Raw genomic sequence first — 20,494 nt, 5'->3', positions numbered from 1 at the left:
GATTCAGGAGGCATTCTGTGCCCGCAATTCGCATCAAGGACGCCGCCGCGTTGCTCGGGGTCAGCGATGACACCGTGCGCCGGTGGACCGACAGCGGTGCGCTCGCCTCCTACAAGGACGACACCGGACGAAAGGTCATCGCGGGCGATGTGCTGGCAGCGTTCGTCCGCGAACAGGCCTCCCCACCGGCCGACCCCACCGGAGCCAGTAGCTCCGCACGCAATCGCCTGGTCGGGCTCGTCACCAAGGTCACGGCCGACCGCGTGATGTGCGAAGTCGAAATGCAGTGCGGTCCGTTCACCGTCGTCTCGCTCATGAGCACCACCTCCGCCGAGCAACTGGGACTCGAACCCGGCGCGTTGGCGGTCGCCGTCGTCAAGGCCACCAATGTCATCGTCGAAACTCCGGGAGGTACCTCATGAAACCGCTAGCGGGACTGTTGGCCCTAGCCCTCCTGCTCGCCGGATGCTCGTCGTCGCAGAGCGATTCAGCACAGCCGGACGCACAGCTCACGGTGTTCGCTGCCGCATCGTTGAAGAAGACATTCACCGAACTGGGGGCCCGATTCGAAAAGGACCATCCGGGAACGAAGGTCGCCTTCAATTTCGCCGGCTCCTCCGATCTGGTCACCCAGATCACCCAAGGAGCGCCTGCCGATGTGTTCGCTTCTGCGGATACCAACAACATGACCAAGGCGGTGGACGCCGGTGTCGTCGCCGGGGAACCGGTGGATTTCGCCACCAACACCTTGACGATCGTCACGCCATTCGGCAATCCCAAGAAAATAGCCACTTTTGCCGATCTGGCGCGGCCGGGTACCCAGGTTGTGGTGTGCGCGCCGCAGGTCCCGTGCGGATCGGCCACCGAGAAAGTGGAGAAGGCCACCGGCGTCACGCTGACACCGGTCAGCGAGGAGTCCGCGGTGACCGATGTGTTGGGCAAGGTCACCTCCGGGCAGGCTGATGCCGGACTTGTGTACGTCACCGATGCGGCGGGCGCCGCGGACGACGTGACTGCGGTCCCGTTCCCCGAGTCCACCGACGCGGTGAACACCTATCCGATCGCCGTGCTCAAGGAGGCCGCCAACTCACAAGCCGCACAAGACTTCGTCGACCTCGTGACGAGCCCGACTGGACAGGACGTCCTCACCGCAGCGGGTTTTGCCACGCCGTGACCGTCGCGCGCGGACCCAGCGGACTGGTCCAGGTAGGCCTCCCGGCCTGGATCTACCTGCCCGCCGCGGCGGGCGCACTGTTCGTGATCACACCGTTGATCGCGATCCTGTCGAAGATTGACTGGCCGCACTTCATCCCGCTCATCACCTCCGAATCATCGCGCGCCGCACTGCTGTTGAGCCTCAAGACCGCGAGCGCCAGCACACTGGTCTGTGTGCTGCTCGGGGTACCGATGGCGCTGGCGTTGGCGCGCGGACACTTTCCCGGCCAAGCGATTCTGCGCTCGCTGGTATTGCTGCCGCTGGTGCTGCCACCGGTGGTCGGCGGTATTGCACTGCTCTACACGTTCGGCCGTCAAGGACTGCTCGGCGAATACCTCGAACTGTGGGGCCTGCGCATCGCGTTCTCCACCACCGCTGTCGTACTCGCGCAATCCTTTGTCTCGCTGCCGTTCCTGGTCGTCAGCCTGGAGGGCGCGCTGCGCTCGGCGGGTAACGGCTATGAGCATATCGCGGCAACCCTGGGCGCCCGCCCAACCACCGTGCTGCGCACCGTGACATTGCCACTGGTGCTGCCCGGCCTGATATCGGGAGCGGTGTTGGCCTTCGCACGCGCGCTCGGCGAGTTCGGGGCGACGCTGACCTTCGCGGGATCGTTGCAGGGGGTGACCCGCACCCTGCCGTTGGAGATCTATCTGCAGCGCGAAACGGATCCCGATGCGGCCGTGGCACTGTCGCTGCTACTGATCGTGGTCGCCGCAGCGATCGTGATCGCCTCCGGCACCCGCCGATTGCGGGGTCCGCTGTGAACGCGGTGCGGGTCGCAGCCGGCCTGAGGCAGCGCGGTATCGAGTTCGACGTGTCCCTCGCCGATGGCGAGGTGCTGGCCGTACTGGGTCCCAACGGCGCCGGTAAGTCGACGCTGCTGCTGATGATCGCCGGGCTGCTGCGCCCGGACACTGGACGCATCGAGCTCGGTGACACCGTCCTCACCGACACCGCCGCCGGGATATTTCTCCCGCCGCATGCCCGAGGCATCGCCATGTTGTCCCAACAGGCAATGCTGTTTCCGCATATGACGGCCGAGGCCAATGTTGCCTACGCCCCGCGTTGCCGGGGGTTGTCGCACTCGGCCGCGCGAGAGCAGGCTCGGCACTGGTTGACGGCCGTCGACGCCATGGAGCTGGCAGCACGCAGGCCGGCGGAGCTGTCCGGCGGACAGGCTCAGCGCATCGCGGTCGCGCGGGCGCTGGCCGCCGAACCGCGGCTGCTGCTGCTTGACGAACCGATGGCCGCCCTCGATGTCACCGCAGCGCCCGCAATGCGCCGGCTGCTGCGCGAGGTGCTGCGGGAAACGGGCCGCACGGCGATCATCGTCACCCACGATCTGCTCGACGCACTCGCCCTCGCCGACACCGTGGTCGTCATCGACGACGGCCGTGTGGTGGAGAGCGGGAATGTCCGCGAGGTGCTGAGCGAGCCGCGAAGCGACTTCGCCGCGCGTATCGCCGGGGTCAATCTGGTGTCGGGCGTCCTTTCCGAACCTGGCGTTCTGCGCACCGCATGGGGCAAAGCCATCTCCGGTCTTGGCGATCTGGAGGTCGGGTCGGCCGGCGTCGCACTGTTCCGTCCCGCCGCGGTCGCGGTCCACCTGAGCGCGCCGCACGCCAGTCCGCGCAATATCTTCGAGGTGCAGATCGCCGAACTCGACATCCATGGTTCCACGGTGCGGGTTCGCGGTGCCGAGCAGCCCGACGGCGGCACGGGCCTGGCCGCCGATATCACCCCAGCTGCGGCCGCTGAGCTGGACCTGGAGGTCGGGCAGCGGGTGTACTTCGTCATGAAAACCCAGGAAGTGCAGCTTCATCCCGCGCTGATACCGATGATGTAGGCATGCCAGGCAAACCCGCACAGCCACAGCACTCCGCGCCACCGCTGCGGCTGGCGATCGTCATCGGAGCGCTGGGCGTGGTGTTCGGCGATATCGGCACCAGTCCCATCTACACGTTGCAGACGGTCTTCAACCCCGCCGATCCGCACCCGGTGCCGCTGACCGAGGCCAACGTGTACGGCGTTGTCTCCCTGATCTTCTGGTCGGTCATGACGATCGTCACCCTCACCTACGTGACCCTGGTGATGCGCGCCGACAACCACGGTGAGGGTGGCATCATGGCGCTGATCACGCTGCTGCGCCGCGGTGCGAGTACGCGCGGGCACCGGACCGCGATCGCGCTGGGCTTCCTCGGCCTGTTCGGGGCCGCACTGTTCTTCGGCGATTCGATGATCACGCCGGCAATATCGGTGCTGTCGGCGGTGGAGGGCCTCAAGACCGTCGAACCGGGTCTCAAGGATTGGGTGGTCCCGATCACCGCGGTGATCATCGTTGCGCTGTTCAGCGTGCAGCGCCAGGGTACGGCGGCAGTCGGACGATTCTTCGGTCCGGTGATGATCGTCTGGTTCGTCGCGATCGGGGCGTGCGGCGTCCTCGGCATCGCCGGCAACCCGGGGATTCTGGCCGCGCTGTCGCCGACGTACGCCATCGCGTTCATGGGCGGACATTTCCACATCGCGTTCTTTGCGCTTGCCGCGATCGTGCTGGCGGTCACCGGCGCCGAGGCGCTCTACGCCGATATGGGGCACTTCGGACGGCGTGCGATCGTCATCGGATGGCTGGGCCTGGTGTTGCCGGCCTGCACGCTGAATTACGTCGGGCAGGGTGCACTGCTGTTGCGAGATGACAACGTGCACAGCGCGCCGTTCTTCCTGCTGGCCCCCGAGTGGGCGCGGCTGCCGCTGGTCCTGTTGGCCACGGCGGCCACCGTGATCGCCTCGCAGGCGGTGATCACGGGTGCGTTCTCCGTGGTGTCCCAGGCCGTGCAGCTCGGCTATCTGCCGCGCCTGCGCATCACACACACATCGGCCAACGCGATCGGGCAGATCTACGTCCCGTGGATCAACTGGGTACTGATGATGTCCGTACTCACCCTCGTCTTCGCCTTCCGGTCCTCGGCAGCGCTGGCCTACGCGTTCGGTATGGCGGTCAGCGGGACGATCACGATTACCACATTGTTGTTCCTCTACTACGCCAGACAGGAGTGGAGGTGGCCGCTGTGGGCGTTGGTGGCGGGCGGCGGCGCCCTGCTGCTCGTGGATGTGATGTTCTTGGCGGCCAACCTCACCAAGCTGGTCCACGGCGCCTGGCTACCGCTGGTCATCGCGATCTGTGCCTTCGTCGTGATGACGACCTGGCAGCGCGGACGACATCTGGTGACCGCGGCCCGGCACGAGATCGAGGGACCGCTTCGGCCCTTCATCGATGAACTGGCCGACCGACAACCCCCGCTGGTACGCGTTCCCGGCACCGCGGTGTTCCTGAACCGGTCCGATGACACCACTCCGCTGGCGATGCGCACCAATGTCGAGCACAACCACGTCCTGCACGAACATGCGGTGATCGTGGCTGTCGAGACCGTCCCGGTCCCCCGCCTGCCCGACGACAAGCGCATCTCGGTGGACTCCCTCGGCTACCGCGATGACGGGATCGTGCACGTCACGGTCCATGCCGGCTACATGGAACGCCCCGACGTCCCGGCCGCCCTGCGAATGTTGCCCAGTGAGGTCACCGAAGGCGGTGTCGACCTGGACACGGCGTCTTACTTCCTGTCGCACCTGGAGCTGGTGCCGGGCGACAGCCCTGACATGACCGGTTGGCGCAAAAGGCTTTTCGTCGCCACGTCGTTTCTCACAGCCGATGCGGCCGGCTATTTTCACCTGCCGCCAGACCGAACGATATTGGTCGGGTCACGATTGGATGTCTGATTGCTACCCCGCGTGTGATCCGTGTCACAAAGAGGTTAGTATCGTCGTACGCCTCGGGTACTGAGGCGGCAACGATCTTTACGGAGCGGGTGCTCCAGGCCCACGGAACGGCCCCGGTGTGTTTCCCGGGGCCGTTCCAATGTTTCGGCGGCCGATCTTGTCAGTATGCCGAAGTAGAATCGCTCATATGTTCGAACGATCGGGATTGTCGGGGTTGAGCGATGAGGCGCTCATCGCCGAGGTCACCGATGCCACCCGTGCTGAGGCGGCTGCGGCGGCCCGGCGGTTGGCCGCGATCGCCGAGGTCACTGCACGACACTGCGAGGACGAAGACGAATCGTCAGCGTTGAGGTTGATCGACGGGTGGGCGCTGGCCAAGGCCGAGATCAGCGCCGCCTGCACCCTCAGCCCCCGGGCCGCCAGCGCCCAGATGCGCATCGCGATGGCCCTACGTGACCGGCTACCGAGGACCGCCGAGGTGTTCACGCAAGGCTCGGTCTCGGCCAAGGTTATCGCCGCGATCACCTGGCGCACCCAGCTGGTCTGTGATGAGGAGGCGCTGGCGTTGATCGACGCCGGGATCGCCGGCACCGCCCACCAGTACGGCGCGCTGTCGGAGAGCGCGCTGATCACCGCGGTCGACTTCTGGGTGCACACCTTCGACCCGGTCGCGGTCATCCAGTCCAAGGCCGCCGCCAAAGGCCGCCATATCGACTTCGGTGACCGTGACGACCCCGACGGGGTGGTCTCGTTCTGGGGACGGATGCGCACCACCGACGCCGCGATCAGCGACACCCGCCTCAACACCCTCGCCCACAGTGTCTGCGACGGTGATCCGTGGACCAAGGCCGAACGCCGCGCCGACGCCCTGGCCGCGGTCCTGGCCGGCGCCGACCAACTCACCTGCCTGTGCGGGAACCAAGACTGCACCGGATCGGGCAAGGATCCCCGGGCGGGTGCGGTCACCATCTACGTGCTCACCGGACAGCAACCCGACACCGGGCACGGGGCGAAGCCCGATGCCGGGCCCACGCCCGAGCCGGGTCCGGCACCGGCCACGCCCGATGCCGATGAGGTGAAGGAACGCCAGGAATCCGATACGGCCACGCCGCCAGAGGCCGAACCCCAGCCACCGTCGGCGCCCTCGGCACCTTCTGCCCCGGCCGCCAGCACTCGGCCCGGCGTGGGTGCCGGGATCACCCTTGACGGGGCGATCATCCCCGCCCACCTGCTCGCCGAGCTTATCGACACCGGCGCGAGGGTCCGGCCCTTGAGCAGCGCAACAGACCTGGGCTCCGAGCCCCGCTACCGCCCGTCGACAAAATTGGCCGCCTACGTCCGCATGACCGCAATGACGTGCTGCTTCCCGGGGTGCGGGAAACCCGCCCAACGCTGCGACCTCGACCATGTCGTCGCGTGGCCCGCCGGGGCGACCCACCCGGGCAACCTGCGCCCGCTCTGCCGCGAACACCACCTACTCAAAACCATGAAAACCGGCTGGACACCGGCAGCCCACCCCGACGGCACCACCACATGGACCTCACCCACCGGACACCGGTACACAACGATGCCACTGGGGCCGATTCTGTTCCCCCACAACACCATCGACACCCCGATACCGAGAACACGCCACATCACCCTCATCGGCGACCACAACAATCTCGGCGACCGCGACCCCGACATCCCGCGACGCCAACGCACCCGACAACACGACCGCGACTACCGCATCAACACCGAACGCACCCGCAACGCAGAAGAACTCGCCATGGAACCCGAAAGTGACGCACATCACAATTTGGAATGATCCGAAAAGCGACGGGTACTAACACCGCAGCGAACATCGCCCTCGCGAATATCGCCCAGTAGAAAGGAATCGCCATGGCTGACAGCGGACCCGAAAATGCCGTGAGTGGTGTCGTCGAAGACGTCAAGGGCAAGGTGAAGGAAGTCGCCGGGATCGTCGCCGGTAACGACGGACTTCGCGAAGAGGGCCGGGCCCAGCAGGACAAGGCCGAGGCAGAGCGCAACGTCGCCAAGAAGGAAGCGCAGGCCGACGCCGCACGTGCCGCCGCCAGCGCCGCCGAGGCACGGCAGAAGAGCGCCGAGAGCGCCAAATAGCCTCCCCAGGCAACATGACAGCCACGATGGGCCCCGCAGCGCCGCGGGGCCCATCGTGGCTGTCCGGGGGTCGGGGGATCAGTTGCCGGTGCTCAGCGCCGCCATCGAGACAGCGGGAGCCGGCACATGCCAATACTCCGCCTCCGCGCGGGCCGCGGCGTCGACATCGGCCACGATCTGCCGCGCCCTGTCGGAGTTGACGTCCAACCACAACTCCACCGGCCCACCACTGAGCATGATCCGCCTGACCATGGACCCGCATGCCAGCAGCACCGCCGACCTGGCCACCAGCTTTCGCGCGGCACCGGCCCAGTCCTGATGGTCCACCCGGGTGTGTAACCCGATCACCTTGACCTTCGGATCTCCGAGCATCAGCGGGGCATCATCGTCGAGGTACACATAGAGATTGCGCCCCGCACACGTCGCGAGTCGAGTGAGCTGCGCACCCGTGGTGACGACGAACCGGGAGACTCCCAGATCATCGGCGCGACGCAGGGTCGCGGGCGTGGCAGGGCACCGGAAGACGACCTGCCGCGACCGAATGCCGCAGGACCGCACCAGGTCAAGGTCCCGGTCGTCACATGCCGTCACCGATATGCCATGCGAAATAACCCAATTCGCTGTCCGGCGATCGCGCAGCGCGGCGGCCGGGACGCTGTGGCCGGCATTGCGCGGACCCGAAGGTGGGAGCGAGTCGTGCATCGCGGCGTCTACAGCTGATGTCATGTTTCATGCCTACGCCAGCCGGCACGCCGGCGAAATCGTTCATACGCGGCGCTGACGCCGACACCTACCGATCTTTACGGATTGCTGACGCGTTCACGGTTTCGCGGCAGGACGCGGGGGTATCTCGTCGACTCGTACTCGAGCGAAGGAAGATATGGCCTCCCATTCCGACCCAGCACCGCATGGCGTCATCCCCTACCCCGGTCGCACGGACGAGATGGACCGCGCACCCCACGACGAGATGGCCGACTATGTCGGCCGCGATCTGCTCGCCGGCAAGCGCGCCCTGATCACCGGTGGCGACTCGGGGATCGGCCGCGCCGTCGCGACGGCATTCGCCAAGGAGGGGGCCGATGTCGCGATTGCCTATCTCAACGAGGACGCTGATGCCGCACATACCGTCGGCCTGATCGAGGCGCAGGGACGTCACGCCGTCGCATTACCAGGAGATCTGGCCGACCCGGCACACTGCCGCCGGGTCGTGCAGGAGTCGGTCTCTGCACTGGGAGGCCTGGACATCCTGGTCAACAACGCCGCCTATCAGTCACCGGTTGACGACCTCACCGAGCTTTCCGACGAGCAGTGGCGTCGCACCTTCGCTGTGAACATCGACAGCTTCTTCTACGTCACCAAGGCCGCGCTGCCGCATCTGACGCCGGGCGGCTCGATCATCAACACCGGGTCCATCAACGGGTTGCGCGGAAACAAGACGCTGATCGACTATTCGGCGACCAAAGGCGCAGTCATCGCCTTGACCTACTCGCTGTCGCAAGCGCTCAGCGATCGCGGGATTCGGGTGAATTGCGTTGCGCCGGGCCCGGTGTGGACCCCGCTGATCCCCGCCACGATGGATGCCGAGAAGACGGCGTCCTTTGGTGAGCAGACCCCCATGGGGCGCGCAGCGGAGCCCGACGAGATTGCACCGTCGTATGTTTTCTTCGCCGCCGGACGACTGTCCTCGTACTACAGCGGTGAGGTGCTGGCACCCATCGGCGGTGAAACGCTGCCGGGCTGAGGCGCCCGCCGATCAGACCGAACTGGCCAACGAGTCCGGATTGGCAGCCGCAGCGAGGGCGGTGTCGCGGGTGCTGTGCAGTGTCACCTGGCTGTCGACACCGATCAGCGTCATGGGCCGCCGGGTCTTGGGGCCATCGGCGACCACCAGGAATTTCACCCGGCCCCCCAGCCTGCCGTTGGCGCGGATCAGCACATTCATGCCGCGGGCGGCCAGGAAGTCGAGTTCGGTCAGGTCGACGACGATCGCGTCTGGGCCGCAGTTGAGGACCTCATCGATCTGTCGTTCGAGTACTGCGGCGGTCGTGATGTCGAGATCGCCGACACAATTCATGATCACCGTCGAGTCCAACCAGGTGGTTTTGACGATGATAGAGCCTGGATCAGTCATGATGCCTCGCAGACCAATATTTGGTAGGGCGCGATGACTCAAAGGCTGACTCTTAACCTCCGAGCAAAAAGCCGGATGTGATCAGCCTACGCGCCCGATCTGATCATGGACAGCGCGTTGGACATCATGCCTGGTCGCCGGTGCTCGGTACCGTCGTTTCCAAACCCACCAGCGTGATCGAGGTGCCATGACCGATAACCCAGCCGAAGTCGTCGAAGAAGTCGGCCATCCCCCCGCACAGGCGTCGCGGCACTGGCGCCGGTTCGCGGTGGTATCGCTGGTGCTCGGACTGCTTTTCGGCGTCCCCTGGTGGACGCTGGTGGTCGCCGGCGATTGGCCGATGCCGGTCACGGTGGCGGCAACGCTGGTTTTCACGGCCGCGCTGGTCGCGCTGCCGGTGCTGGTGTTGACCGGGCACGGAAAACACCGCGACGTCCCGTCCGCGATCGGGGACGTGCTGCTCGGCGTGGTCTGGGTGGTGTTCGTCTGGTCGGTTCTCGGCAACATCGCGCGGCCCCTACTCATCGGCCTGGGAGTCGATGAGCCGCTGCGGTCTCGCCTGATCGCCGTCGCGGTCATCGTGGTGGCGACCGTGTTGCTGGGCTGGGGCCACCATGAAGCGATGCGGATTCCGCGGGTTCGCCGGGTCCCGGTCCGGATACCGCGACTGGGTCCCGGCCTCGACGGATTGCGGGTGGCGATCATCACCGACACCCACTACGGCCCCATCAACCGGTCGCGCTGGTCTGCCGCGGTGGTGGAAAGGGTCAACGAGCTCGATGCGGACATCGTCTGCCACGTCGGTGACATCGCCGACGGCACGGTCGAGATGCGCCGCGAGCAGGCCGCGCCGCTCGCGGAGATCACCGCTGCGACGCGCACGTACGTGACGGGCAACCACGAGTACTTCAGTGAGGCTCAGGAGTGGCTGGATTACCTGGAATCCATCGGGTGGAGTTCCCTGCACAATCGGCACGTGACCGTGCAGCGCGGTGGTGACACGTTGGTGGTGGCCGGGATCGACGATGCCACGGCGGCCGGTTCTGGTGTCAGCGGTCACGGCCAGGATCTCGCCGCGGCGCTGGACGGAGCCGAGGACGGCGCACCGATCCTGCTGCTGGCACATCAGCCCAAGCAGATCCGCCATGCGGTGGCCGCCGGGGTGGATCTGCAGATATCCGGCCACACCCACGGTGGCCAGATCTGGCCCTTCAACTACCTGGTGCGACTCGAGCAACCCGTCGTGCAGGGACTGAGCACACATGGCGAGCGGACCCAGCTCTACACCAGCCGTGGTACGGGTTACTGGGGCCCGCCATTCCGGATTTTCGCGCCCAGCGAGATCACCCTGCTGACACTGAGCACCGCCTGACCGGTGCGGTACTGGTTTGCGTTGTAGTCAAACTCACACGTCGAAACTTGCTTTACACAGAATTAACACCGACGATCGAGGTGTTGTTCATACCGGGTGATCCCCGCTGTGACAACGGATTTGAATCGCAAGCTCTGTGACCCAGGGCACTTTGAGGGAGTGAGAAGAATGTCGTTCGCGAAGTTTCGTGCTGATATGAAGCGGGCCAACAACCGGCGCCGTCTCTACGCGCGGATCAACGCCATGCCCCATTCGACGGTGCGCGAAGAGCTGATCGCTGTCGCGCAGCGTTACGAGTTCGACCGCGCCGCAGACTGATCCCAGGGGCTGCCGCCGCGCCGATCTCTCGGTAACCACCCGAACGGGTCGGGCGCAGTCGGTCGGTACTCGAGACTGACATGCCCGCGGTAGCCGCGGGCGAAAAGCTGCGCGAGAAGACCGTCGAAGTCGATCGTCCCGGTGCCGGGCTCGGCCCGGCCCGGGTCGTCGGCAATCTGGACGTGGCCGATCCGATCGCCGAAAGTCGCTATGACAGCCGCGATATCGTCACCGTTGACACTCAGGTGATAGAGGTCGGCGAGCAATCGCATGGCTGGCAGGCCCACCCTGTCGATCACCGCGACCGCGTGCGCTGCTGTCCGCAACGGATAGGCCTCGATGCCGCTGAGCGGTTCGATCAGAATGACTGCGCCGATGCGCTCGGCCATTTCTGCCACGTGGGCCAGGTTCTCCGTCGCCATCTCGTCCTGCGCCGCGGCGCTGATATCGGATTGCCGATTCCCGTAGAGGGTGTTCAGAGCGCCGACACCCAGCTGCTCGGCGATACCGAAGGCGATATCGGCATTGTCGCGGAACATGTTTCGACGATCCGGAATCGACGCGAGCCCGCGCTCCCCCGCCGTCATGTCACCCCCGGCGAGGTTCAGCGCGGCCAACTGCACACCGGCGTCCTGGACAGCACGGACGAATGCCTGGACCTCGGTGTCCGTCGGCACCGCCGACTCGAACGGCCACCAGAACTCGACGGAATCGAACCCGGCATCGCGGGCGGCCTCCGGTCGCCGCAACAAGGGCAGGTCGGCGAACAGCATCGAGCAGTTGACGACATAGCGGGACGTCACGTCAACCACGCCCGACGTACTTCATCCCGCGGGCCATGACGGTGATGGTCGGCACCGACACGTCGACCGGCAGGCCCACGATATGAGTGATCATCTCGGCCACGTGCGCCACGTCGATGGATGCCTCGGCGAATCCGGCGGTCATCTCGGTGGCGGCATTACCGATGTCGATCTGCGTGACATCGATATCGACATCCCGGAGATCGAGCAGCATGGACGCCGTCAACCCGCTGATCGCATGCTTGGTGACGGCGTAGGCCAGGCTGTCGGGCCGTGGCCGGTGCGCCGCGAGCGACCCGTTGTTGATGATGCGCCCGCCGCGCGGCGACTGCGCGATCATCGTCCGTGCCGCGGCACGTGCACAGAACACCGCACCGTCGACATTGGTCCGCCACACGGTGTGCCACTGCTCGTCATCGATCTCGGTGATCGACGCGCGCGGCCCGAAGACACCGGCGTTGTTGAACAACGCATCGACCCGCCCGAAACGATCGACGGCCTGCGCGAACAGCGCGTCGACGGAATCGGAATCGGTGACATCGGTGGGTACGACGAGTGCGTCCGTGCTGCCCTGCGCAGTCTCTGCCAGTGAGTCGGCGTGCCGACCCGCCAGCACGACCCGGTGCCCCGCACCGAGCAGGGACCGCGCGCACGCCCGCCCGATGCCGCTGCCGGCCCCTGTGATGACGATGGTTTTCGCGTCCTCCTGCATGACCTCGATTGTGCTGTACCGCCTGTGCCGCGGATTGGCCGACCGGTTCGGCGGGCATCCCCGCCCCATGAGCGCACAACCCGACAAGACCGACACCAACTCCGACAGCGATACCGATGCGGTTCCGCCTCCCGGCCCGACCGACCAGGGTCGTACCGGCGGCATGGCGACACGCGAGGTCGCCCCGGATGTCGTCGAGAAACACCGGGGCGAATCGCTCGATTGACCGGTCAGCGCGCAGCGTTGCGACGGCTCTGCTTCTCGGCATTGGCCAAGTCCTCCACCCGATCGGCGGTGGTGCGTTTGTCGGCGGCGTCTGCGCGTCTGGTCTGTGCTGCGGCGCGGCGCCTCTTCACCACAAGGGGCACCACCCGATCTTTGAACAGCTGCAACAGGATTCGCGCCAACCGATACCGCGCCCGGGCTATCGCGCGGGGGACTTCCATGGCGTCCACGAAAGCTCCCGTTCTGGTCGGTCGCCGACGGTGGTCCGGTCAGACAATTGCTGTGCCCTGCTGCGCAATTCATCGCTGTCCGGCTGTCGGCCTCCTCGATCTGCGCGGCATGGGTATGAAGTGGCGTGGCTGCCCGACTCATGTGCCACTGGATGCTCGTTTGCTGCCGTCAAACGGCGCACAGATGAATCCTCGGGATGCGCGAGGCGGACGATGTGCATAAATCCCGCTGCTCGGGGTACACCGCTGCCCGCAGGTCAACGGAGTGTGGAGGTAGCAATGTCGTCGGATACGCTGGCCGGCCCGCAGCGCACCACCGAGAAGCTCAAGCGCAGGATCACAGCGCCGCTGCTGTTCCTGTTCATCCTCGGTGATGTGCTGGGCGCGGGTATCTATGCGCTGATGGGCGTGCTTTCCGAGGAAGTCGGCGGTGCCCTGTGGGCGCCGCTGCTGGTTGCCCTGTTGCTGGCGCTACTCACCGCGGGTTCCTATGCCGAACTGGTGACCAAGTACCCCAATGCCGGCGGCGCCGCCGTATTCGCCGAGCGAGCGTTCCGACAGCCACTGGTCTCGTTCCTGGTTGGCTTTTGCATGCTGGCCGCCGGGGTCACCAGCGCCGCCGGTCTGGCGCTGGCCTTTGCCGGCGATTATCTGCGCACCTTCATCGACGTCCCGGCCATACCGGCCGCCGTGGTGTTCCTCGGCTTGGTCGCCGCGCTCAATGCCAGGGGCATCAGCGAGTCGATGAAGAGCAACGTGGTCATGACGGTCATCGAACTCACCGGTCTGCTGATCGTGATCATCGCCGGTGCCGTGCTCGTCGGCCACGGCGGGGGCGATGTCGAACGCGTGGTGGAGTTCCCTGCAGACTCGACCCCGGCGCTGGCCATCCTGGGCGGTGCGATCATCGCGTACTACTCATTCGTCGGGTTCGAGACCTCGGCCAATATCGTCGAGGAGATCCGCGATCCGAGCAGGATCTATCCCCGGGCATTGTTCGCAGCGCTGATCACCGCGGGTGCGGTGTATGTCCTGGTCGGTCTGGCCAGCGCTGCGGTGCTGCCATCCGATCAGCTGGCCGCATCCAGTGGGCCCCTACTCGATGTGGTGTCGGCCTCGGGCATGAACATCCCGGCATGGGTATTCTCCGCCATCGCCCTGGTCGCCGTCGCCAACGGCGCGCTGCTCACCATGATCATGGCGAGCCGGCTGGCCTTCGGAATGGCCGAGCATGGACTGCTCCCCGGGGTCTTGGGAAAGGTGCTCCCGGGTCGCCGGACCCCGTGGGTGGCCATCGTGTCGACCACCGCGGTGGCCATGGCGCTGACGCTGATCGGCGATCTGTCGACATTGGCCGAGACCGTGGTGCTACTGCTGTTGGTGGTGTTCATCTCGACCAACATCGCCGTGCTGGTGCTGCGTCGCGACGTTGTCAACCATCCGCATTTCCGGGTGTGGACCGCCGTCCCGGTGCTCGGCGTGGCATCCTGCGTTCTGTTGCTGACCCAGCAGTCGGCCAAGGTGTGGCTGTTCGCAGGGATTCTGATCGTCGTCGGCGCCGTGTTGTTCCTGGGCACCCGCGCCGGGCGCGGGCAGTTCAGTAAGCGTCGGTGACTGGCTGTGGCACCGAAACCGGTTCTGGCGCAGCACGTCGACGGGCGACGGTGAGCACCGTCGCCCCGGCGGCGATACCGCCGAGAATGAGGGTGGGCCACCACAGGGTCTGCGCGATCACGATCCTGCGTTGCACCTTGAGCCCGAACCGAGTCGCGGACTTCGCCTTACCGGTGACGCTCACAAGCATGCTCCCATCTGGAGGGGGTGGCCGGAAAACGCTCGACCGCTCAATGACTGGCTCCGGCCATACCCTCACCGTCACACCGGGAAACCTCCTCGTCGGCGGGTGTCTCGTCGAAGCTGACGTCCACCCGCTGAAACCCTTTGGCCTGCTGTGCCTCCGCCTGCCCGGAGTACATGCGGCGGTCCGCCGCGGTCAGCTCGACATTGTCGGTGAACGGAGTCAGCAGTGCGCGGGGATGCAATCGGTCCACCCGGACCGCATTGATCTGGGCACATATCAACAGCGATGTGGAGACCAGGTACAGAAAGGCCAACAAGCCGAGGACGATGGCGAACACACTGTTGGTGACACTGGCCGAACCGACGACGTGGGTGACATAGGAGGCGCCGAACCACTGCAGGACCTGCCACAGACATGCGCCGATCAGCGCTCCCGGCAGAACCTGCCGCACCGTCAGTTCGCGCACCGTCGTGACGCGGAACGCAATGACGCAGACCGCGGTGTTGAGGGTCAGCGAGGCGACAACCACCGCGCTCGTGCCGAGAAACCCGAGGTCTGCCCAGCTGCGGCCCACCGCGGTGAGGACCGTGGTGGCGATGAGCGCCGACCCGAGCACCAGCAGCAGCATCAGGCTGCGCAGCCGGGCCCTGATCGGATCGGGCCGCACATAGCGCGGTACCGCCCAGATGGTGTCCATCGCGTTCTGCAGCGCGGTGCCGGCGCCGAGGCCGCCGTAGAGGGCGCCGATGATGCCGACGACGACGGCGGTGGTACCGCCGCTGAGTGCATTGGGCTCGCTCATCTGGTCCCCGAGCAGCGGAAACTGGCTGATGGCCGAGTCGACGATCTGTTCCCGCCATTGTGGCCGGTCGCGCAGGATGACCCCGAGCGCCGTGGTGAGCAGCATCAGGACCGGGAAGAGCGAGACGAAGGTGTAGTAGGTGATCAGCGCGGCCAGATAATTGGCCTGGTCATCGACGTACTTGTAGACCACCGCGATCGCGAATCCGGCGGCGCGGCTGCGCTGTTGCACACGGTCCAGCCAACCCAGCATCGCGATCCTCCCCACCACGCGACCCGCTGCCGCGCCTCAGGAGTACCCGTTCACCGCCCCATCCTCACCTGCGGTTCATCCGACCGCGACCTGAACTCGGGCACCGCCGGCGCGCTTGGCGCTGTACATCGCCCGGTCGGCGGCATCGAGAAGCTGTTCGGTGAGCGCGATGGTGTCGACGGGGGCGCCGCGCACCAGCGTGGCGCCGGCAATACCGATGCTGACCGTGAAGCGGGCCGGAGCTCGCTGGAACTGGTCGCACAGCCGTTCGGCCACCACCACTGCATCATCGACGGCTCCGATCGCCACGATCGCGAACTCCTCACCGCCGACGCGTGCGATCACCGCATGGTCGGCACAGGTCGTGCGCATCAATCGGGACAGCGTCACCAGCACGCCGTCCCCGGTCGCATGCCCATGGGTGTCGTTGATCGCCTTGAAATTGTCGATATCGAGCATCGTCAGGGAGATCTGGAGTGGACCCCCGTCTGCGGCGGCCCCCACGAGCTGGCCGACAGATCGCAACAGACCGCGGCGATTCGCCAGTCCCGTCAACGGGTCGATATCGGAGTCGACGGCCGCGTCGCTGAGCAGTTGCAACAACAGTCGAAGGGTGATCGGCACCACCGTCACCGCGGTCAGCTGCAGCACTCCATCGGCCAATCCTTCGTAGAGGTCGCCCGCCAACGCCTCCGAAGCGATACGCATGAGGATCGGCACAGTGGCCAACCCCAACACGATCATCAGATGCGGCAGCGTGTGTAGGCCGGCCACATACGTGGCGGTGAGCGCGAAAGCCAGCGTCCCGGTGACGGGACTGTGGTCGATTACGTACAGCACACAAGTGAGAGCGATGCTGGCGTTCAGGACGATGACGATGAACCCGGACTGCCGGTAAGTGGGCCACCCGGCAAACCACCACCAGCCGAGGAAGATTGCCAGCACACCGCACAATATGGTCACCATGCGGATGACTGGCGATACAACGCCCTGGGCGCTGAATGCCATCAGTATCGGCCACGCCCCGATGGCGACGCAGGACGCCCCGACACCGAATCTGGCGAGCGGTCCATAGCCACTGTTCTGCACCAGCTCGACGAGCCAGTCATAGCGGCCGGGTTGTCGCCACCACCGTCCGAACGTGGCGACCGCACCGGCATCGCCCACAGCAGACTCCCCCCTCTGCCGGCCCAGGTGGTACGGCAGCCCTTCGGTCATTGGACCACGACGGGACCGCCAGTTTGACCGAATGCTGTCCGGGCTCTACCGAAACACCTTGCCCGCAGACCGATGACGGGGACCAGCTGAGCGCGACGGTGAGACTCTGGTCCCGCTGACTTCTTAACGCGGCTGCCGACCAAACCCGAGCCCACCTCGTGCCGAGATCACGCAGCCTGTCATCACCGACACTGAGGTCGCGTTACCCGCTCACCAGTGGGACCAAACTGTACCTGGACGCCGCACCCTTCTAGGGTGGCGGAATGACGTTTCACCCCGATGGCGACCTGGCCCAGCGGATGGCCGAACTGGCCCGTGCCGTCGCTCTGCAGAGCGTCGACGACGTGCTGCGCGATGTCACGTCCGCGGCCATCGAGTTGATCCCCGAAGCCGACACCGCGGGAATCCTGCTGATCGGCAAGGACTCGAGCTACGAGTCGCTGGCAACCACCAGCGACCTGCCCAACAAGCTCGACGAGCTACAGGTCACCTTCGGCGAGGGACCCTGCATGCAGGCGGCGCTGGATGACGTCGTGGTGCGCACCGACGACTTCCGCACCGAGCCACGCTGGCCGAAGTATTCACCGGCGGCCCTGGAGTACGGCGTGCGCAGCGGCTTGTCCTTCAAGCTCTACACCGCCAACCGCACCGCGGGAGCACTCAATCTCTTCAGCTTTCACCCCAACGTCTGGACCGCCCGCGCCGAGACCACCGGTATGGTGCTGGCCGCCCATGCCGCCGCGGCGATCCTGGCAAGCCGCCAGAGCGAGGAGCTCGAGTCTGCGGTCGCCAGCCGGGACCGCATCGGGCAGGCCAAGGGGATCATCATGGAACGCTTCAAGGTCGATGACGTGCAGGCGTTTTCCTTGCTGCGCAAGCTGTCCCAAGACAGCAATACCAAGCTGGCCGACGTCGCGGAGCAGGTGATCAACACCCGCGGCTGACCGATGGCCACCCCACGCTGATCAGATCGGAGATCGGAGCGCGGTCTTGCCAACCGCGTGACCATCTGCTGTCATGATGCCGCACATAATTACAATACCGTCCGTATCGTATTCTAAGGGGCCCGATGGTGACGTCGCCGATCGTGGAGTTCGACGACATCACCGACAGCAGCCTCGGCGGCAAGGCGGCCGGACTGGCAGAACTGCGCCGGATCGGCCTGGCCGTACCGGTCGGGTTCGTCCTCGCCGATGCCGCACAGCGCGACACCATCGTCGACGCGGTCGGCCGCTTCACCCAAATGGCCTCCGCGGGAGCGGTTCCCGTCGCGGTGCGCTCCTCGGCCGTCGGCGAGGATGGGGTCGAGCAGTCCTTCGCCGGACAGTACGAGACCGTGCTGAACGTCGGCAGCGTCGATGAGTTCATCGCCGCAGTGCGGCGGTGTGCCGACTCCGTCGATACACAACGTGCGTCGGCATACAGCGGGGACGACGAGGCCACCATGCATCTGGTGGTGCAGCAGATGGTGGACGCCCGCGCGGCAGGCGTGGTGTTCACGGCCGATCCCGCCACCGGGCGGCGCGACCTGATGATCCTCGACTCCGTCGCCGGTCTCGGCGAGGCGCTGGTCGACGGGTCGGCCTCTTCGGACCACCTCGTGCTCAATGCCGATGGGACGACCGCACTGTCCGAATGCGCAGGAACACCGATCCTGAGCACCGCGGAGGTCACTGCGATCCGCACCGGAGCGCTGCAGGCCGCACGGCATTGGGGCATGCCGATGGATCTCGAATGGGCCATCGACCGAGCGGGAACGCTGTGGTGGTTACAGGCCCGCCCCATCACCACCCTGCCCGGCGATCTGAACGAGATGGACTCCCCGGTGGCCGGCGTCGACCACGTCTACACCCGCTGCAACATCGGGGAGATGATGCCGGGTGCCTACTGTCCGCTGACGGCATCGGTGTCCGGTTACGCCATCGATTTCGCGATGCAGACCACTCAGGTGGTGGCACGGGCCCAGCCGCGCTACGAGACACCCTGGTTGCAGGTCGGCTACTTCTACGGGCACATGTTCTTGAACCTGACCGAGGGGACGGCCCTGAGTTCGGGCATCCTCGGCAACTCGCGCGAACAATTCTCCATGTCGATATGCGGTCGGGTGATCGACGAGCTCGAAGCCAAACCCGCACAACCGTTCATCCGCAAGCTCGGCAACACGATCCGATTGGTCAGCCACGCACTGTCGGTCGGCCCCGCGATCCGCCGCCTGGACGACCGGATCGCACGATTCCGCATCCCCGCCACCGCCGATGCGCGAGAGATGTTGGGTGCGCTGGAATCCGGAGTCGAGCTCTACTGCGACGTCACGCTCATCCACGTACGGTCCTCATCGCGCGCCGCCGTCGCGGCCAACGTGCTGGAGAGCACCCTGATCGGCCGGGCCGTCCGGCAGGGTCGTACCGAAACCGACGGTCGGGCCGAGGCCATGCGCCTGATGGCCGGCGCCGACGATGTCGAGAGCGCGTTGATGCTCCAGCAGCTGCGGTCGGTGGTCGCGACGCTGGCTGCCGATCAGCAGGAGGCACAACGGTTCCTCGCCCAGGCACCCGATGCGGCCGTCCGCAATCTGTGCGCCGCCGGCGCAGGGTCCGGATTGCGCGCATTCCTCGGTAGGCACGGACACCGTGGATACCGCGAACTGTGCATGCGCGACCCGTCCTGGGCGGACGATCCGGCCGGTCTCGGGTCGATGATGCAGGCCATGCTGCGCGCCTCGCTCGTGTCCCCCGAGCGCGTGCCGGCCCCCGAGACCGTGTACGGAAAGCCGAAGAAGCCGATCGAACTGCTGGCCCGGCTGGCCAGGGGCGGGGCCCGCGGACGCGAACAGACCAAGGCGAAGATGGCGCTCATGGCCCATGCACTCAAGCGTGGGTACCGCGGCCTCGGCGAGCTGCTCCAGCGCACCGGCCGGCTGCCCGACGCCGACCTCGTGTTCTTCTTCGACCGCTCGGAGCTGACGCAGGTGGTGGGCGACGACGACATCACCGAGCTCGTCCGGCGTGCGGCGAAACGCCGAGATGCCCTCCCCTACCAGGACGCGCTCGAATTCGACGATGTCTCGGTGGGACGACCGAGACCACGGATCGCGACACCGCACACCGGAGAACTCGGCAACGATGACACGATCGTCGGCCGTCCGGCGAGTCGAGGCGTGGTCGAGGGCACCGTGCGGGTGGCGAAATCGGTCCACGACGCAGGTGCCGTGTGTCCCGGCGAGATTCTCGTGGCACCCGTGACCGATGTCGGCTGGACACCGTACTTCACCGTGATCGCCGCTCTGGTCACCGATATCGGCAGCTCGGTGTCCCACGGCGCCGTGGTGGCGCGCGAGTACGGCCTGCCCTGCGTGGTGAACACCTTGGTCGGCACCCAGACCTTCCAGACCGGTGACCGCATCCGGGTCGACGGTGATCGGGGTCTGGTCACCCGGATCCGTTGACGGGAGCCGGGTCATCGGCGGTCGTCCGGTGAACGATGGTCTGCCGAGTATGGTCTGTGCTGCACAACGGAACG

The 20,494-nt window shown here is 66.1% G+C and carries 22 protein-coding genes; 14 read left to right on the top strand and 8 right to left on the bottom strand.

All coding sequences use genetic code 11. The features are described from left to right. The first annotated feature begins 17 nt into the window (after window positions 1-17). The 7 genes from FBY28_RS20995 (at window position 18) to mbp1 (ending at window position 7,111) form a co-directional block, all read left to right on the top strand. Entirely contained in the window at window positions 18-422 is a 405-nt protein-coding gene (locus FBY28_RS20995; RefSeq protein ID WP_141869204.1) for a TOBE domain-containing protein, read from the top strand. Then, window positions 419-1,174, top strand: coding sequence for a molybdate ABC transporter substrate-binding protein (gene modA, locus FBY28_RS20990; protein WP_141869203.1), 756 nt, complete (start codon window positions 419-421; stop codon window positions 1,172-1,174). Before FBY28_RS20995 ends, modA begins: the two co-directional genes overlap by 4 nt. Next, window positions 1,171-1,983, top strand: coding sequence for an ABC transporter permease (locus FBY28_RS20985; protein ID WP_141869202.1), 813 nt, complete (start codon window positions 1,171-1,173; stop codon window positions 1,981-1,983). The genes modA and FBY28_RS20985 overlap by 4 nt, the downstream gene beginning before the upstream one ends. A gap of 5 nt (window positions 1,984-1,988) precedes the next feature. Then, window positions 1,989-3,065, top strand: a complete 1,077-nt coding sequence (locus tag FBY28_RS20980; protein ID WP_216847871.1) for a sulfate/molybdate ABC transporter ATP-binding protein — start codon at window positions 1,989-1,991, stop codon at window positions 3,063-3,065. Window positions 3,066-3,067: 2 nt separating this feature from the next. After that, a complete protein-coding gene (locus FBY28_RS20975; protein ID WP_141869200.1) occupies window positions 3,068-4,993 on the top strand; it encodes a potassium transporter Kup in 1,926 nt (641 codons plus the stop codon). A 187-nt stretch (window positions 4,994-5,180) separates the two neighbouring features. Next, window positions 5,181-6,797: a DUF222 domain-containing protein gene (locus FBY28_RS20970; protein WP_141869199.1), complete on the top strand. Its 1,617-nt coding sequence runs from the start codon at window positions 5,181-5,183 to the stop codon at window positions 6,795-6,797. Between the two features lie 74 nt (window positions 6,798-6,871). Next, window positions 6,872-7,111 carry a microaggregate-binding protein 1 gene (mbp1, locus tag FBY28_RS20965; protein ID WP_141869198.1) on the top strand — a complete coding sequence of 80 codons (240 nt, stop codon included), beginning with the start codon at window positions 6,872-6,874 and terminating at the stop codon, window positions 7,109-7,111. A gap of 78 nt (window positions 7,112-7,189) precedes the next feature. Here the strand turns inward: mbp1 and FBY28_RS20960 are convergent, their stop codons facing one another. Further along, the gene (locus tag FBY28_RS20960) at window positions 7,190-7,837 is read right to left on the bottom strand and encodes a hypothetical protein (RefSeq protein WP_141869197.1); all 648 of its coding nucleotides are present in this window, start codon (window positions 7,835-7,837) and stop codon (window positions 7,190-7,192) included. Between the two features lie 154 nt (window positions 7,838-7,991). On the opposite strand from FBY28_RS20960, the gene FBY28_RS20955 reads away from it, so the two are divergent. After that, window positions 7,992-8,852: an SDR family oxidoreductase gene (locus FBY28_RS20955; protein ID WP_141869196.1), complete on the top strand. Its 861-nt coding sequence runs from the start codon at window positions 7,992-7,994 to the stop codon at window positions 8,850-8,852. A 12-nt stretch (window positions 8,853-8,864) separates the two neighbouring features. Here FBY28_RS20955 and FBY28_RS20950 read toward each other — a convergent pair whose 3' ends face one another. Beyond that, window positions 8,865-9,242: an STAS domain-containing protein gene (locus FBY28_RS20950; RefSeq protein WP_141869195.1), complete on the bottom strand. Its 378-nt coding sequence runs from the start codon at window positions 9,240-9,242 to the stop codon at window positions 8,865-8,867. A 187-nt stretch (window positions 9,243-9,429) separates the two neighbouring features. Between FBY28_RS20950 and FBY28_RS20945 the strand changes: the two genes are divergently transcribed. Both FBY28_RS20945 and FBY28_RS20940 read left to right on the top strand, forming a co-directional pair. Beyond that, window positions 9,430-10,614 carry a metallophosphoesterase gene (locus FBY28_RS20945; protein WP_174241694.1) on the top strand — a complete coding sequence of 395 codons (1,185 nt, stop codon included), beginning with the start codon at window positions 9,430-9,432 and terminating at the stop codon, window positions 10,612-10,614. 168 nt (window positions 10,615-10,782) lie between these two features. Continuing rightward, window positions 10,783-10,932: a hypothetical protein gene (locus FBY28_RS20940; RefSeq protein WP_023985489.1), complete on the top strand. Its 150-nt coding sequence runs from the start codon at window positions 10,783-10,785 to the stop codon at window positions 10,930-10,932. Here FBY28_RS20940 and FBY28_RS20935 read toward each other — a convergent pair. Beyond that, window positions 10,905-11,744: a hydroxypyruvate isomerase family protein gene (locus FBY28_RS20935; protein WP_353618539.1), complete on the bottom strand. Its 840-nt coding sequence runs from the start codon at window positions 11,742-11,744 to the stop codon at window positions 10,905-10,907. The two genes, FBY28_RS20940 and FBY28_RS20935, sit on opposite strands and share 28 nt — an antisense overlap. Beyond that, window positions 11,737-12,447 (bottom strand): SDR family oxidoreductase, encoded by a 711-nt coding sequence (locus tag FBY28_RS20930; protein ID WP_141869194.1) that lies wholly within the window; start codon window positions 12,445-12,447, stop codon window positions 11,737-11,739. Before FBY28_RS20930 ends, FBY28_RS20935 begins: the two co-directional genes overlap by 8 nt. On the opposite strand from FBY28_RS20930, the gene FBY28_RS20925 reads away from it, so the two are divergent. Next, a complete protein-coding gene (locus tag FBY28_RS20925; RefSeq protein ID WP_141869193.1) occupies window positions 12,446-12,673 on the top strand; it encodes a hypothetical protein in 228 nt (75 codons plus the stop codon). The two genes, FBY28_RS20930 and FBY28_RS20925, sit on opposite strands and share 2 nt — an antisense overlap. A gap of 4 nt (window positions 12,674-12,677) precedes the next feature. On the opposite strand, the gene FBY28_RS20920 is transcribed toward FBY28_RS20925, so the two are convergent. After that, window positions 12,678-12,893: a hypothetical protein gene (locus FBY28_RS20920; RefSeq protein WP_141869192.1), complete on the bottom strand. Its 216-nt coding sequence runs from the start codon at window positions 12,891-12,893 to the stop codon at window positions 12,678-12,680. Window positions 12,894-13,181: 288 nt separating this feature from the next. On the opposite strand from FBY28_RS20920, the gene FBY28_RS20915 reads away from it, so the two are divergent. After that, complete coding sequence (locus FBY28_RS20915) at window positions 13,182-14,516, top strand: APC family permease (protein ID WP_141869191.1); 1,335 nt, start codon at window positions 13,182-13,184, stop codon at window positions 14,514-14,516. Here the strand turns inward: FBY28_RS20915 and FBY28_RS20910 are convergent. From FBY28_RS20910 to FBY28_RS20900, 3 genes are all read right to left on the bottom strand, one after another. Continuing rightward, a complete protein-coding gene (locus tag FBY28_RS20910) occupies window positions 14,500-14,706 on the bottom strand; it encodes a hypothetical protein (protein WP_141869190.1) in 207 nt (68 codons plus the stop codon). The two genes, FBY28_RS20915 and FBY28_RS20910, sit on opposite strands and share 17 nt — an antisense overlap. Window positions 14,707-14,746: 40 nt before the next feature. Then, on the bottom strand, window positions 14,747-15,757 hold the full coding sequence (locus FBY28_RS20905; RefSeq protein ID WP_141869189.1) for a YihY/virulence factor BrkB family protein: 1,011 nt from the start codon (window positions 15,755-15,757) through the stop codon (window positions 14,747-14,749). Window positions 15,758-15,832: 75 nt separating this feature from the next. Then, a complete protein-coding gene (locus tag FBY28_RS20900) occupies window positions 15,833-16,924 on the bottom strand; it encodes a GGDEF domain-containing protein (protein WP_141869188.1) in 1,092 nt (363 codons plus the stop codon). 314 nt (window positions 16,925-17,238) lie between these two features. Here FBY28_RS20900 and FBY28_RS20895 point away from each other — a divergent pair, with 314 nt between their 5' ends. Both FBY28_RS20895 and FBY28_RS20890 read left to right on the top strand, forming a co-directional pair. Then, the gene (locus tag FBY28_RS20895) at window positions 17,239-17,919 is read left to right on the top strand and encodes a GAF and ANTAR domain-containing protein (protein WP_174241693.1); all 681 of its coding nucleotides are present in this window, start codon (window positions 17,239-17,241) and stop codon (window positions 17,917-17,919) included. A 125-nt stretch (window positions 17,920-18,044) separates the two neighbouring features. Beyond that, window positions 18,045-20,420, top strand: a complete 2,376-nt coding sequence (locus FBY28_RS20890) for a PEP/pyruvate-binding domain-containing protein (RefSeq protein WP_141869187.1) — start codon at window positions 18,045-18,047, stop codon at window positions 20,418-20,420. Window positions 20,421-20,494: the final 74 nt, after the last annotated feature.

Origin of the sequence: Arthrobacter sp. SLBN-53 (assembly GCF_006715585.1) — a bacterium.
Lineage (GTDB): Bacteria > Actinomycetota > Actinomycetes > Mycobacteriales > Mycobacteriaceae > Mycobacterium > Mycobacterium neoaurum_A.
This window is presented reverse-complemented; position numbering and strand designations above follow the sequence as displayed.

Excerpts from the sequence above, each read along its gene's own strand:
- FBY28_RS20950 (WP_141869195.1), bottom strand. The coding sequence starts at position 9,242 with ATGACTGATCCAGGCTCTATCATCGTCAAAACCACCTGGTTGGACTCG.
- FBY28_RS20895 (WP_174241693.1), top strand. The coding sequence starts at position 17,239 with ATGACGTTTCACCCCGATGGCGACCTGGCCCAGCGGATGGCCGAACTG.
- FBY28_RS20905 (WP_141869189.1), bottom strand. The coding sequence starts at position 15,757 with ATGCTGGGTTGGCTGGACCGTGTGCAACAGCGCAGCCGCGCCGCCGGA.
- FBY28_RS20910 (WP_141869190.1), bottom strand. The coding sequence starts at position 14,706 with ATGCTTGTGAGCGTCACCGGTAAGGCGAAGTCCGCGACTCGGTTCGGG.
- FBY28_RS20915 (WP_141869191.1), top strand. The coding sequence starts at position 13,182 with ATGTCGTCGGATACGCTGGCCGGCCCGCAGCGCACCACCGAGAAGCTC.
- FBY28_RS20920 (WP_141869192.1), bottom strand. The coding sequence starts at position 12,893 with ATGGAAGTCCCCCGCGCGATAGCCCGGGCGCGGTATCGGTTGGCGCGA.
- FBY28_RS20970 (WP_141869199.1), top strand. The coding sequence starts at position 5,181 with ATGTTCGAACGATCGGGATTGTCGGGGTTGAGCGATGAGGCGCTCATC.
- FBY28_RS20955 (WP_141869196.1), top strand. The coding sequence starts at position 7,992 with ATGGCCTCCCATTCCGACCCAGCACCGCATGGCGTCATCCCCTACCCC.
- FBY28_RS20975 (WP_141869200.1), top strand. The coding sequence starts at position 3,068 with ATGCCAGGCAAACCCGCACAGCCACAGCACTCCGCGCCACCGCTGCGG.
- modA (WP_141869203.1), top strand. The coding sequence starts at position 419 with ATGAAACCGCTAGCGGGACTGTTGGCCCTAGCCCTCCTGCTCGCCGGA.
- FBY28_RS20930 (WP_141869194.1), bottom strand. The coding sequence starts at position 12,447 with ATGCAGGAGGACGCGAAAACCATCGTCATCACAGGGGCCGGCAGCGGC.
- mbp1 (WP_141869198.1), top strand. The coding sequence starts at position 6,872 with ATGGCTGACAGCGGACCCGAAAATGCCGTGAGTGGTGTCGTCGAAGAC.
- FBY28_RS20890 (WP_141869187.1), top strand. The coding sequence starts at position 18,045 with ATGGTGACGTCGCCGATCGTGGAGTTCGACGACATCACCGACAGCAGC.
- FBY28_RS20925 (WP_141869193.1), top strand. The coding sequence starts at position 12,446 with ATGACCTCGATTGTGCTGTACCGCCTGTGCCGCGGATTGGCCGACCGG.
- FBY28_RS20940 (WP_023985489.1), top strand. The coding sequence starts at position 10,783 with ATGTCGTTCGCGAAGTTTCGTGCTGATATGAAGCGGGCCAACAACCGG.
- FBY28_RS20960 (WP_141869197.1), bottom strand. The coding sequence starts at position 7,837 with ATGACATCAGCTGTAGACGCCGCGATGCACGACTCGCTCCCACCTTCG.
- FBY28_RS20945 (WP_174241694.1), top strand. The coding sequence starts at position 9,430 with ATGACCGATAACCCAGCCGAAGTCGTCGAAGAAGTCGGCCATCCCCCC.